Raw genomic sequence first — 12595 nt, 5'->3', positions numbered from 1 at the left:
AAACTCCCCCGATGAAAGCAGAAAGCGCGGCAGTACCGGAGGAACTTCCTCCAGTACTGCCGCGCTCCCGGCTGTGTTGGCGCCTGGGTCAGCGCACTGCCACGAGGTCCACGACGAAGATCAGTGCCTCGTTGGGAGCAATCGCGCCACCGGCACCGCGCGAGCCATAGGCCAGCTCGGAGGGGATCTCCAGGCGGCGGCGGCCACCGACCTTCATGCCCAGCAGGCCCTGGTCCCAGCCCTGAATGACCTGGCCGACGCCGACGCGGAAGTCCAGGGGTGCACCGCGGCCCCAGGAGGCGTCGAATTCCTCGCCGGTGGACCAGGCAACGCCGACGTAGTGGGTGGAGACGGTGTCCCCTGCCTTGGCTTCCCGGCCGTCACCCTCGATCAGGTCTGTGATGACGAGTTCCGTGGGGACGTCGCCCTCCGGAAAATCGATTTCGGGCTTCTGGCGGTCAAATTCCCGCTGTCCAAATGACATGCTTGCTCCTATGCGTAAATGCTGATGGGGTGCCGCGAGGGACGCGGCGTCCATGTAAGTCTTGCTACTTGACCCCGAGGATGTCCACTACGAAGACCAGGTCGCCCTTTGCCTGCCCCTGGCCGGCGTCGCCGTAGGCCAGGTCCTTGGGGATGACCAGCAGGACGCGGGACCCAACGGTCTTGCCGGCGAGGCCCTGGGTCCAGCCCTTGATGACCCCGGTCAGCGGGAAGGTGGCCGGCTGGCCGCGGTCGAAGCTGGAATCGAACTTGGTGCCGTCTGCCAGGTTGACGCCGACGTAATTCACGGTCAGCGTGTCGGACTCCTTGACGGTGGCGCCGGAGCCCTTGATCAGGTCCTGGGACACGAGGGATGTGGGGGCAGCCGCACCGGCAACGTTGATTTCGGGGACGCCGTCTTTTTCAGTAACGGTAGGCAGCCCGGCCGGCGGCGTCACGGTTTCGCCCTGGGGCTTGTCCAGGACCGGGGTGGGATCGGATGCGGAGAGCACCTTGATGATCAGCAGCTGGGTGGGCCCGGCTTCCGGACTCGGGCTGGGGCTGGCGCCGTCGGAAGGGCTGGGGCTGGCCGATGCCGCGCTCTGCTGGCCGGGAACGGCCAGTGCAAGGCTGGATCCAACCTTGGCGCCCACGAAAGCGTTGTAGATGACTGCGCTGCTGGTCTTGAGCTCGTCATTCAGCTCCAGGCTTTCCGGCTCGTTGGGGAACGTATCCTCGAGCTGGGAGCCGTCCGTGCCGTTCAGGGCGAGGATGGAAATCTTGGCAACCTGGTTGGCCTTTACGGCGTCGCCCTTGCCCTCGGAAACCACTTTGATGGTTGGCTGGGTCACGGCCAGTGGCTTGTCAAAGTCCACGCCAGGGGCCTTCTTGTCCCCGTTGTCGGTCAGCTTGAGGGAGTCGAACTTTGCAGTCTCCCCGGCGGACTGGCTGCTGGGCTCTGGCTGGGAGGCGGTGCCTCCGCAGGCGGTCAGGAGCAGCAGGCCGGGAAGGAGGATTGCTAGTAGTCGGCGCACGTAGGAAAACTTTCGTCGGGGCAGGGTGGATACGACACTCCGCATGGCGGCGGAGCATGCCGTGAAGAGGTCCCGTTAAAAGGACCTTATCCAGAATAGACCCTGAAGCTGGACGTCAGCCCATAGAGTCCAGAAGCGCATCGACGCGCTCATCGACGCTGCGGAACGGATCCTTGCACAAGATCGTCTGGTGGGCGCGGTCGTTCAGTTTCAGGTGCACCCAGTCCACCGTGTAGTCGCGTCCCAACTCCTGCGCGCGGCGGACAAAGTCGCCGCGCAGCTTGGCCCTGGTGGTTTGCGGCGGCGCGTCCACCGCCCCCTTGATGACAGTGTCGTCCACGATGCGGCGGACCGCTCCACGGGATTGCAGCAGGTAGTAAAGTCCCCGGCTGCGGGAAATGTCGTGGTACGTCAGATCAAGCTGGGCAATGCGGGGCGCGTCCAGGCCAAGGCCGTGGCGTTCGCGGTAGTTATCCATCAGCTTCTTCTTGATGGCCCAGTCGATTTCGGTGTCAATGCCCTTGGTGTCACCGGATTCAATGGCATGCAGCGTCCGCTCCCACAGATCCAGGATCAGCGGTACATGCGGGTTGTGGGCGCCGTGTTCATTGACGAAGGCCGTGACCTTGGTGAGGTATTCCTGCTGGATTTCAAGGGCGGTGAGCTGGCGTCCATTGGCCAGGCGGACCAATGCCCGGCCACTGAGGTCGTGGGAGATCTCGCGGATGCTGCGGATGGGGTTTTCCATCCGCATGTCGCGCATGATCACGCCCGCTTCGATCATCCGAAGGACCAGGTCAACGGTTCCGACTTTCATCAGGGCGGTCGCCTCTGACATGTTCGAGTCGCCCACAATGACGTGCAGCCGCCGATAAAACTCCGCGTCCGCGTGCGGCTCGTCACGGGTGTTGATGATGGGCCGCGACCGTGTGGTGGCTGAGGACACTCCCTCCCAGATGTGGTCGGCCCGCTGGGAGAACGCATAGGTGGCGCCATGCGGCGTCTTCAGGATCTTTCCGGCGCCGGCGATGAGCTGGCGGGTGACCAGGAACGGGATCAGGATTTCGGCCAGGCGGGAGAATTCCCCACGGCGGGGAATGAGGTAGTTCTCGTGGCTGCCGTACGAGTTGCCCGCAGAGTCGGTGTTGTTCTTGAAAAGGTATACGGTGCCGTTGAAGCCCTCGGCCGCCAGCCGGGCCTGGGCCTCATCAACCAGGTCATCCAGGATGAGCTCACCCGCACGGTCATGGGCGATCAGCTGGGCGAGGTCGTCGCATTCGGCGGTGGCGTATTCCGGGTGGGATCCTACGTCGAGGTACAGCCGCGAACCGTTGGTGAGGAACACGTTGGACGAGCGCCCCCAGCTGACCACCTTTCGGAAGAGGTACCGGGCCACCTCTTCCGGGGCCAGCGGCCTCGAGTCGGGGCTCGAGTAAGAGATCCCGAACTCGGTTTCGATGCCGAAGATTCTCTTGTCCATGTCGTCCTCCTAGGCCAGCAGTGCTGTGATGTCCGCGTCGTTCAGCCTGCGGAAAGCACGCCGGGAGCCGCGGGAGCTTTCGGAAAGCCTGTCCAGAACTGCCACCTCGAGGGCGCCGGGCGGCAGCGGTGCTGCCGGCTGGTCACCCTCCTGGGCAGGCGTGAGACCCTTCAAAGCCAGCCGGACAGCGTCGGCGAAGCCCAGGGACGCCTGCCATCCTGCCTCGATGGTTGACGACACCTTGTCTGCCTGGCCGCCCATGACCACAAAGCTGTGCTCATCGGCGATGGAACCGTCGAAGGTCAGCCGGTACAGGTGGTCTTCGGCCTGCGTGGAGCCCACTTCGGCTACTGCCAGTTCCACTTCAAACGGCTTTTGCTCTGCGGTGAAGACGGCACCCAGGCTTTGGGCGTATACGCTCGCCAGGCCGCGGGCGGTGACGTCCTCGCGGTCATACGAGTACCCGCGGACGTCGGCATAGCGGACGCCGGCCTGGCGCAGGCTTTCGAATTCGTTGTACTTGCCCACGGCGGCGAACGCGATCTTGTCGTAGATTTCACCGATCTTGTGCAGGGACGGCGATGGGTTCTCGGCGACGAGTGCGATGCCGTCCGCGCAGCTGATGACAACCACCGACCGGCCGCGGGCGATGCCCTTCCGCGCGAAATCCGCGCGGTCCTTCATCAGCTGTTCGGGCGAGACATAAAACTGCTGGGTCATCTCAGGCCTCCCGTCCGGCGATGGTGCGCGCTTCGATCACGCTGCGCGAAGCAGCCGCGAGTTCGGCCTCGGGCACCCGGCGGGCTCCCGTCCTGTCCACTGTATAAACCACGGGCCACAACTGCCGGACGGTATCCGGGCCGCCCGTGGCGGAATCGTCGTCGGCGGCGTCGTACAGGGACTCCACGGCGACGGACAGCGCCTCAGCCGGGGTGAGGTTGGGCCGCCAGAGTTTCTTCAGGGCTCCGCGGGCGAAGACGGAACCGGAACCCACGGTATGGTGTTCGTGTTCCTCGTACCTGCCCCCGGTGACGTCATAGGAAAACAGCCGTCCGACACCGGCGCTGGTGTCGAACCCTGCAAACAGGGGCACCACGGCAAGGCCCTGCAGGGCCATGGGAAGGTTGCCCCGGATCATGGCCCCCAACCGGTTCGCCTTGCCTTCGAGGCTGAGCTGGGTTCCTTCAATCTTTTCGTAGTGCTCAAGTTCAACCTGGAAGAGCCGCGTCAGGTCAATCGCTATTCCGGCTGTGCCGGCTATGCCAAGGACAGAGAAGTGGTCTGCCGGGAAGACCTTCTCGATGTGCCTGCTGGCAATGATGTTTCCCATGGTGGCGCGCCGGTCGCCCGCCATCAGGACACCGCCGCCGTAACTCATGGCCACGATCGTGGTGGCGTGCGGAACCTGCAACGGCGCAGCCCCGGACACGCCGCCCTGGAGGGACCGGCTAAAGGGCAGTAGCTCGGGCCGGTCCCGTTGCAGGTGCTCCGTAAAGGACGAGGTGGCGTTGGCGGCTACCTGGTTGGCGGTTGATTCCTGCACTCATCACTCCTTGAACGTGGTACTTCAACGTCGGTACAGATTCCGGCCGTCCGCGGCTTCCGCCACCTTCCGGGTCCGGGTTACTGGCCGCCCTTTTGCACGAATGCCCGGACGAACTCTTCGGCGTTGGATTCCAGGACGCCGTCGATTTCGTCGAGCAGGTCGTCCACGCCTTCGGTCGACGCCGAAGCCTGCGCCTCGGGCGGTGCCGGGGGTGCCTCGGGGATGTCGTCTTCGACCTGGCTGTCGCGTGACTGCGGCTGCTGCTGCTCCTGGCCTGCCATTGGATTCCCTCCTTTTTCCTCCGGTGGATCCGGCGGATCCTCCGATATGCCCATCCTGCCACGGGACGGGCGTTCCGGCGCGGTTTACGCCGCAGGCGGAGTACTGTTGTGTCCCAGCAGTTCGCCGAGGAACGGTCCCGCTTCCCGGTAGCGCTCAAACAACGCTCCGGTCAGGGCTTTGGTTCCCCTCAGTGGTTCCCTGGTAGGCACCCGCTGAAGCCGTCCGTAACCGGGCACGTCGAAGATGACCGAGTCCCAGCTTGCCCCCACCACATCCTTGCCGAAGCTGCTGATGCACTTTCCGCGGAAGAAGGCCCGGGTGTCGGCGGGGGGCTCGGCCACGGCGGCGGAGATGGCAGCATCGTCCACCACGCGCTGCATCCGGTTCCTGGACAACAGGCGGTAGTAGAGGCCTTTCTCCGGCCTGATATCGGACCACTGGAGATCCACCAGGCCAAGCCGGGCATCGCTCCACTCCAGTCCATCACGCTGGCGGTACCCATCAAGCAGGGTAAGTTTCGCCAGCCACTCCACGGAACTGGCAGCCGCGGCCCTGTCACTGTCCAGTTGGGTGAGAACGGCAGCCCACCGTTCCAGGACCTCGTGTGTGTGCCCGTCACCGTCCACGGCGTCACCGACGCCGGTGTCCTGGGCGAGTTTGGCTGCGGCTTCGTGGTACATCCACTGAAGGTCCAGCGCCGTGACCCGCCGTCCGTCCAACAGGCGCAGCTTTGCTGTCAGCGAGGTATCGTGACTCACCGTTTTGAGCGCTGCCACCGGCTCGTAGACTTCGATTTTGGGGGCGAGCCCTGCCTCAATGAGGCTCAGGACCATGGCCGTGGTGCCGAACTTCAGGTAGTTGGACACCTGGCTGAGATTGGCGTCACCGATGATGACGTGCAGGCGCCGGTACTTGTCGGCGGTGGAATGGGGCTCGTCGCGGGTGTTGATGATGGGCCGGCGGATGGTGGTTTCCAGGCCGACCTCGGCTTCGAAGAAGTCGGCCCGCTGGCTGACCTGGAAGCCCGGGGTTGAACTGTCCTGTCCTATCCCGAGCCGCCCGGCCCCGCAGACCACCTGCCGGCTGATGAAGAATGGCGTGAGCCCGCGGACAATGTCGCCAAAAGGGACGGAACGGGGCATGAGGTAGTTCTCGTGCGAACCGTAGGACACGGACTTGTTGTCCGTGTTGTTCTTGTAAAGGTTGACCGGCGGGAGCGCCGGGTCCGCCGCCAGCCGGCGCACGGCCGCCAGCCCCACAAGGTCGCCGGCAGCGTCCCAGGCCACAGCGTCCCGTGGGTTGGTGACCTCGGGGCTTGAATACTCCGGATGGGCGTGGTCAACGTACAGCCGGGCGCCATTGCCCAGGACCATGTTCATGAGCAGCGTCCCCGACTCGTCCTGGCCGTCCAGTTCGAGTTCCTCGCGCCCGTAGGCCAGGGCCACCGCCTCCGCGTCAAGCACCGGTGGCTGGTCGGTCAGCTGGGTGGGGTGTGCAGCTCCCCGGTCCACGGTCCAACCCCGGGCATCGTGCAGCGGCTCTTCGTCGGTATAGTCCCAGCGGGTCTCGGCCCCGCCGGCCGCCCGCTGCCTGGTGACCTGGGCATAGGCCTGCACCACCCGCGCGCTCATCATGGTGGCGTTGGCCGAGGGTGCGGAGGGGGCGTGGATGCCGTATTCGGTTTCCGCCCCCATGACCCGCATGGCCCCGCCGACGGGGAGCGCTTCCCCGGCAGCGGGTCCCTTTGCACCCGTCATAGATACTGTCCCGTGGTCGGCATCGTCTCGATGGACTTGCCCGGCTCCTGGCCGGCCTTGCCCTGGACGATGGTGCGGATGTAGGTGATCCGTTCGCCCTTCTTGCCGGAGATACGTGCCCAGTCGTCGGGGTTGGTGGTGTTGGGCATGTCCTCGTGTTCGCGGAACTCGTCCACCACAGCGCGCAGCAGGTGCTCGATCCGGAGGCCCTTCTGGTGCGTGGTCAGCAGGTCCTTGATGGCGTACTTCTTGGCCCGGTCCACCACGTTCTGCACCACGGCGCCCGAGTTGAAATCCTTGAAGTAGAGCATCTCGGTGTCACCGTTGGCATAGGTGACCTCCAGGAACTCGTTGGACTTGTCAGTGGAGTACATGGCTTCGACCGTGCGCTGGACCATGGCGTCAACCGTGGCCTGGACGTCGCCGTTGTGCTCTGCGAGGTCCGATTCGTGGAACGGCAGGTCCGGCGTGATGTATTTGTTGAAGATGTCCGCGGCGGCTTCGGCATCGGGACGCTGGATCTTGACTTTGACGTCCAGCCGGCCGGGCCGGAGGATGGCGGGGTCGATCATGTCCTCACGGTTGGATGCGCCGATGACGATGACGTTGTCGAGGCGTTCCACGCCGTCGATCTCGCTGAGGAGCTGGGGCACGATGGTGGTTTCGACGTCGGACGAGATTCCGGTGCCACGGGTGCGGAACAAGGAATCCATTTCGTCGAAGAAGACCACTACGGGGCTGCCGTCCGATGCCTTTTCCCGGGCGCGGGAGAAGATCAGCCGGATGTGCCGCTCCGTTTCGCCCACGTACTTGTCGAGGAGTTCAGGGCCCTTGATGTTCAGGAAGTAGCTCTTCAGGTCCACGTTCCCGGACCGCTCGGCGGCGCGGGCAGCGAGGGAGTTGGCGACAGCCTTGGCGATGAGGGTCTTGCCGCAGCCCGGAGGCCCGTACAGCAGGATGCCCTTGGGCGCCTTCAGGCCGTGCTCCCGGTAGAGGTCGGGGTGCAGGAATGGCAGTTCCACCGCGTCCCTGATCTGCTCGATCTGGGGGCCAAGGCCGCCGATGTCCTCGTAGGTGATGTCCGGAACTTCTTCCAGGACCAGGTTCTCCACCTCGGAGCGCGGCACCTTCTCGAGTGCGTAGCCGGTCCGCGAATCCACGGAGAGGGCGTCGCCCACCCTGAGCTTCTCGGCCTGCAGCGCGCCGGAGAGCCGGACCACGCGTTCTTCATCGGCCCGGCCCACCACCAGGGCCCGGTCCCGTCCCAGCATCTCCTTCAGGGTGGCCAGCTCGCCGGCGCGCTCATAGCCGAGCCCTGCAACGATCAGGAGGGCTTCGTTGAGCAGCACCTCCTGGCCTACCGCCAGCTGGTTGATGTTTACCAGGGGGCTGATGCCCACCCGCATCTTCCGGCCGGCGTTGAAGATGTCCACCGATTCCTCCGTGGCGGCCTGTCCGCTGTTGCCGGGGGAAGGCTGCCGCTTTGGGTTGATCTGGAGGATGGTGCCGAAGCTGTACGGCGGCTGTCCTTCCTGGTCAAGGGCGTTTTTCAGCCGGAGGATCTCCGCCTTGGCCGTCTCAAGCATGCTGACCAGCTTGGTGTTGTTCTGCGTTGCCGCTGCCAACTGGCGGTCGATGTGCCTGAGCTTGTCCCGAAGTATGTTGACCTGGCGGTCAGCAACCGAGAGGTCGTTGGCGGCAGACTGCTCTGCCGGTGTACGTCCGGAGTCCTGGTTTGGTGTCTCCATGATGTATCAGCCCCTTCCTGCGCTTCTCTTAAGACATTAGTCCCAAGATGCCGGGTAGGGATGGAGACTCCCGAAATGTGGACTAGTTCGTAACCTCGGGCGTGTCCACCACATTCGTTCCGGCGATGGCGTCCCGGGCTGCCCGCCGCAGCTTCTTGTCTGACACCGCCCGCTCCCCAACAGCACCGGGAGTCCAGGCATTGACATCCTCTTCGTTGAATTCGGTCTTGGACGGCCGCCGCTTGACCGAGATGCCCGTCACACCGTCGGCGAGCCGGCGGGTGACCAGCAGGAACCCGGTGTGGGCCACCATCCGGTGGTCCGGCCGGACCGCGAGACCCTCAAGGTGCCAGCCGCGGACCAGCGATTCCCAGGCGTCAGGTTCAGTGAAGCGGCCGTCGGCGCGGATCGCCTCGGCCGTACGGGAGAGCTGGGTGACCGTGGCTACGTAGTTGATCCAGACGCCGCCGGGCGCAAGCACGGTGGCGACGGCGTCGAGGCATTCCCAGGGCGCCAGCATGTCCAGGACCACGCGGTCCACGGAGCCGGGCTCTTCAGCCTTGACCACTTCCTCCTGGAAGTCGCCGAGCGAGATCTGCCATGCAGGATGCGGGCCGCCGAAGATGGTCTCCACGTTTCCCCGGGCGATGTCCGCAAACTCTTCACGCCGCTCGAAGGAGTGCAGGTAGCCGTTGTCCCCCACGGCGCGGAGCAGGGAGATGGACAAGGCACCGGAGCCGACGCCGGCCTCCACCACGCGGGCCCCGGGGAAGATATCCGCCATGGTCACGATCTGGCCGGCGTCCTTGGGATAGACCACGGCGGCGCCGCGCGGCATGGACAGCACGAAGTCGGACAGCAGCGGGCGCAGGGTCTGGTACTGCTGGCCGACGTTGTTCACCACAACGGAGCCGTCCACCTTGCCGATGATCTCATCGTGGTTCAGGAAGCCCCGGTGCGTATGGAAGGCGCCACCGCGTTCAAGCGTGATGGTATTCATGCGGCCACGTTCGTCGGTGAGCTGGACACGCTCGCCTTCCCTGAAGGGGCCGCGGCGACGGGCGGCTCCCACCGGCTGCGAGCCGCTGGCGGCAGCACCGGCTTGCGCTGCTCCGGTGGCGTCGTTGACGGCAGTTTCGCTGCTCATGATGTTCCTCGCTCCTGTAAACCTTTTGTGCCGCGGCCAAAGTGCCCACGGATATTGTGGCCCCTGGCGGCGGCAATGCACGACCGGCAGGTAACTCTACCGGTTCTGGCCCTGCGGGTGCCTATCGGTGCGCTGGCGCCTCCCTGTGATGGCCGCGAGGACAACGTCCTGGGTGAGCAGCCCGGTGACTTTGCCATTGTGGTCCACCACTGCGTAGTGCCGTCCCTCAACCTGCGAAAGAAACTGGATCAGCTCCTGCCCCTTGGACCACTCGGGAACATAGGCTCCCGCAGCCAAGGGAAACGAAATGGCGGTGACTGGCGTCGAATCGGCTGCGGCGTCGGGCACCGAGGCCAATGCGCCGGGGTCCACCACACCCTGCGGCCGGCCGTCCGGTCCGCACACCACCACGGACTTCGTTCCTTCTGCCGCCAGGCGGAGGGCGTCACGGACAGTGCCCGAGGCAGGCACCCCAACGGCCGGCGTCGACAATCCCGCTGCGCTGACCAGCGGCAGCCGTGCCCGCAGCGTGCCCTGCTGGATGGAAGCCGAGGCACCCATCCACAGGAAGCCGCCCACCAGGATGGTGATCATCAGGAGGCTGAAGTCCGGCTGGTCGCCGGCGAGGTAGGGGCGAAGGAGGAACCAGTAAGCGATCGCCAGGACGATGATGCGCCCACCCCAGCCGGCTGCCACGGTTCCTTTCGCCTGGCTCCCGGTGGCCTTCCACACGATGGATTCGACAATGCGCCCACCGTCCAGCGGCAAGCCCGGCAGGACATTGAAGACGGCGATGAGGAAGTTGGCCCACATGAAGATGTTCGTCAGGATCTCGGCGACACTTCCCAGGCTGTTGGTGCCCAGGACCAGCCAGGCTCCGCCGGCGAGGACAAAATTGGCCGCCGGTCCGGCCAACGCCACCAGGACGGACCGGCCGGGGGAAGACGTGAAGCTCTCGAACTGGGTGTGCCCGCCCCAGAGGTTGAGGACGATCTTCTGGGTGGGCCATCCGTAGATTTTCGCCGTGAGGGCGTGCGCGAGTTCATGGACCAGCACCGAGAGCAGGAGCAGGACGGCGTAGGCGAAGGCCACGAGATAGGCGCTCATGCCCAGCATGGGGTTGTTCCGCGCCAACACGGGCCCGTACGCGATGACGGTGAAGGCCGCGATCACAAACCAGGAGTAAGCAAGCACGACAGGAACGCCGGCAATGCGTCCCAGCGGGATGCCGTCACGGCGTCGTCCCGTGGTGCCCGGCGGGGTGCCCGGTTCGGTGTCCCGCTGAGTGCCTGGATCAGCCACGGGAGTCACCAGCGGCGGTGGCGGCCGGCACCGTTGCCTGCGCCCCGGGGAGCAGGGCTTCAAGCTCCACCAGGCCGCGGCCGGCCAGGGAGTCCCAGAGTGCGTAGCTGCCGTCGTCGGGCAGTGGAACGATGTGCGGGACAGCCACCGTGGCGACGCCGGAGGCTACGGCCGCGGCCACGCCCGGTACGGAATCCTCGAGGGCAACGCAGTGGTGGATTCCGAGATCAGGATCGCTTTCCTGGAGCAGTTCGACGGCGGTCAGGTAGGCCTCGGGGTGCGGTTTGCCCTGGGTCACGGTGTCACCCGTGACCAGGACTTCAAAGTAGGGGCGGGGAAGGCTGGCCACCACTTGGCGGGCCAGCGGCCCCTCGGACATGGTGACCAGGGCGCAGCGCACGCCTGCCAGGTGCAGTTCTTCGAGGAGTTCCCGGGCGCCTGGGCGCCATGGCACCTGCTGCTGGACGCTGCTGATGACCTGGGCGGTCAGGGCGTCGATGATCTCGCGGATTTCCAGCTCGACGCCTGCCTGCTGGAGCAGGCCGGCGGAGAACGTCAGTGACTGGCCCACCAGTTGCATGGCCTGGTCGTGGCTCCAGGTGCCGCCATGGGCCTCCACCAGGGCACGCTCCGCGGCAATCCAGTATGGCTCGGTGTCCACGATGGTTCCGTCCATGTCCCATAGGACAGCTTTGAGCGGGGAACCGGTGGCAGGAAATCGCATGACGCCAGTCTACGGGGCGTGGCTGGGCGGAGGCTGTGGGCTACGCCCTTGGCGAATATGACGCAGGCGGGGTGCCCTTTGCGCCGGTTAGCGGCGATTTGCGGCGCTTCATTCCATGCACGAGTGCGCACCTTGGACGTAGGGTGAAGAAATGAATAGCTTCGAGGGAGACACCGCCGAACAAGGTGCCGGACCCGAGCGGGAACGGTTCCTGCAGCCGGTGGCTGACGGACAGCGCGTAACCGTAATGCTTGCCGCCTTTGAAGGGTGGAACGACGCCGGAGAGGCGGCCAGCGATTCGCTGCGGTACCTGAACAAGTTGTGGGGTGGCAAGAAAGTCGCATCCATTGATGCGGACGAGTACTACGACTTCCAGTTCACGCGCCCCACGGTCCGCAGGAACTCTGCCGGTGAACGCAAGATCAAATGGCCTTCCACCAGGATCTACAAAGCCTCGGCGCCCAACTCCAACGTGGACGTCATCTTTGTGCAGGGAACCGAGCCGTCCTATAAATGGCGCGCTTACACCGCGGAGTTGCTGGTCCATGCAGAGGCTTTGAAAGTGGACTACGTGGTGCTGGTGGGTGCACTGCTGGCGGATGTTCCGCACAGCCGCCCCATTCCGGTCAGCACGTCGTCCGATGACGCCCAGCTCCGGGAACGCATGAACCTGGAAGCCTCGCAGTACGAAGGCCCGGTGGGGATCGTGGGGGTCCTGTCCGAGGTGGCACTGCTGGCCGGGCTCCCCACCGTATCGTTGTGGGCCGCGGTGCCGCACTACGTGGCACAGGCCCCCTCCCCCAAAGCCCAGCTTGCCCTGCTGCACCGCATCGAGGAACTGCTGCAGGTGCCGCTGGACACCCACGAGCTGGCGGAGGAGGCGGACGCATGGGAGCGCGGCGTCGACGAGCTGGCCACCGAGGACCCGGAAATTGCTGCCTACGTCCGGCAGCTGGAGGAAGCCAAGGACACCGCCGACCTTCCTGAGGCCAGCGGCGAGTCCATTGCCCGCGAATTTGAGCGGTACCTGAAGCGGCGGGGCCAGGACCGGCCCTGACATTAAAAGGGACAGGGGCCGGGCCGGGAGGAATC

The 12595-nt window shown here is 65.3% G+C and carries 12 protein-coding genes; 1 reads left to right on the top strand and 11 read right to left on the bottom strand.

All coding sequences use genetic code 11. From position 1 onward, the window contains the following. Positions 1–88: 88 nt before the first annotated feature. The 11 genes from LDO86_RS10115 to LDO86_RS10065 form a co-directional block, all read right to left on the bottom strand. A complete protein-coding gene (locus LDO86_RS10115) occupies positions 89–484 on the bottom strand; it encodes an FKBP-type peptidyl-prolyl cis-trans isomerase (protein WP_018771115.1) in 396 nt (131 codons plus the stop codon). A gap of 64 nt (positions 485–548) precedes the next feature. Further along, positions 549–1517, bottom strand: coding sequence for an FKBP-type peptidyl-prolyl cis-trans isomerase (locus LDO86_RS10110; RefSeq protein ID WP_018771116.1), 969 nt, complete (start codon positions 1515–1517; stop codon positions 549–551). Positions 1518–1632: 115 nt separating this feature from the next. Next, positions 1633–2997 (bottom strand): Pup--protein ligase, encoded by a 1365-nt coding sequence (gene pafA / locus LDO86_RS10105; RefSeq protein ID WP_056390354.1) that lies wholly within the window; start codon positions 2995–2997, stop codon positions 1633–1635. A gap of 9 nt (positions 2998–3006) precedes the next feature. Next, a complete protein-coding gene (gene prcA, locus LDO86_RS10100) occupies positions 3007–3717 on the bottom strand; it encodes a proteasome subunit alpha (RefSeq protein WP_018771118.1) in 711 nt (236 codons plus the stop codon). A gap of 1 nt (position 3718) precedes the next feature. Next, positions 3719–4540: a proteasome subunit beta gene (prcB, locus tag LDO86_RS10095; protein ID WP_018771119.1), complete on the bottom strand. Its 822-nt coding sequence runs from the start codon at positions 4538–4540 to the stop codon at positions 3719–3721. Positions 4541–4620: 80 nt separating this feature from the next. After that, entirely contained in the window at positions 4621–4824 is a 204-nt protein-coding gene (locus LDO86_RS10090) for a ubiquitin-like protein Pup (protein ID WP_018761343.1), read from the bottom strand. An 84-nt stretch (positions 4825–4908) separates the two neighbouring features. After that, entirely contained in the window at positions 4909–6582 is a 1674-nt protein-coding gene (gene dop, locus LDO86_RS10085) for a depupylase/deamidase Dop (RefSeq protein WP_018771120.1), read from the bottom strand. Beyond that, positions 6579–8330 carry a proteasome ATPase gene (gene arc, locus LDO86_RS10080; protein ID WP_018771121.1) on the bottom strand — a complete coding sequence of 584 codons (1752 nt, stop codon included), beginning with the start codon at positions 8328–8330 and terminating at the stop codon, positions 6579–6581. Before arc ends, dop begins: the two co-directional genes overlap by 4 nt. A gap of 82 nt (positions 8331–8412) precedes the next feature. Next, a complete protein-coding gene (locus LDO86_RS10075) occupies positions 8413–9477 on the bottom strand; it encodes a tRNA (adenine-N1)-methyltransferase (RefSeq protein WP_018771122.1) in 1065 nt (354 codons plus the stop codon). Positions 9478–9573: 96 nt separating this feature from the next. Continuing rightward, on the bottom strand, positions 9574–10704 hold the full coding sequence (locus LDO86_RS10070) for a site-2 protease family protein (RefSeq protein ID WP_144600031.1): 1131 nt from the start codon (positions 10702–10704) through the stop codon (positions 9574–9576). A 67-nt stretch (positions 10705–10771) separates the two neighbouring features. Next, positions 10772–11503, bottom strand: coding sequence for an HAD family phosphatase (locus LDO86_RS10065; protein WP_026266054.1), 732 nt, complete (start codon positions 11501–11503; stop codon positions 10772–10774). A gap of 151 nt (positions 11504–11654) precedes the next feature. Between LDO86_RS10065 and LDO86_RS10060 the strand changes: the two genes are divergently transcribed. Then, positions 11655–12560 (top strand): PAC2 family protein, encoded by a 906-nt coding sequence (locus LDO86_RS10060; protein ID WP_018771125.1) that lies wholly within the window; start codon positions 11655–11657, stop codon positions 12558–12560. Positions 12561–12595: the final 35 nt, after the last annotated feature.

This window comes from Arthrobacter sp. StoSoilB19 (assembly GCF_019977275.1).
Classification (GTDB): domain Bacteria; phylum Actinomycetota; class Actinomycetes; order Actinomycetales; family Micrococcaceae; genus Arthrobacter.
The sequence above is the reverse complement of the archived record's forward strand: the minus strand, read 5'-3'. Positions and strand labels throughout refer to the sequence as shown.

What these genes read in the sequence shown, in the direction of transcription:
- LDO86_RS10115 (WP_018771115.1), bottom strand. Translation starts at nt 484, where the DNA reads ATGTCATTTGGACAGCGGGAATTTGACCGCCAGAAGCCCGAAATCGAT.
- pafA (WP_056390354.1), bottom strand. Translation starts at nt 2,997, where the DNA reads ATGGACAAGAGAATCTTCGGCATCGAAACCGAGTTCGGGATCTCTTAC.
- prcA (WP_018771118.1), bottom strand. Translation starts at nt 3,717, where the DNA reads ATGACCCAGCAGTTTTATGTCTCGCCCGAACAGCTGATGAAGGACCGC.
- LDO86_RS10090 (WP_018761343.1), bottom strand. Translation starts at nt 4,824, where the DNA reads ATGGCAGGCCAGGAGCAGCAGCAGCCGCAGTCACGCGACAGCCAGGTC.
- dop (WP_018771120.1), bottom strand. Translation starts at nt 6,582, where the DNA reads ATGACGGGTGCAAAGGGACCCGCTGCCGGGGAAGCGCTCCCCGTCGGC.
- arc (WP_018771121.1), bottom strand. Translation starts at nt 8,330, where the DNA reads ATGGAGACACCAAACCAGGACTCCGGACGTACACCGGCAGAGCAGTCT.
- LDO86_RS10075 (WP_018771122.1), bottom strand. Translation starts at nt 9,477, where the DNA reads ATGAGCAGCGAAACTGCCGTCAACGACGCCACCGGAGCAGCGCAAGCC.
- LDO86_RS10065 (WP_026266054.1), bottom strand. Translation starts at nt 11,503, where the DNA reads ATGCGATTTCCTGCCACCGGTTCCCCGCTCAAAGCTGTCCTATGGGAC.
- LDO86_RS10060 (WP_018771125.1), top strand. Translation starts at nt 11,655, where the DNA reads ATGAATAGCTTCGAGGGAGACACCGCCGAACAAGGTGCCGGACCCGAG.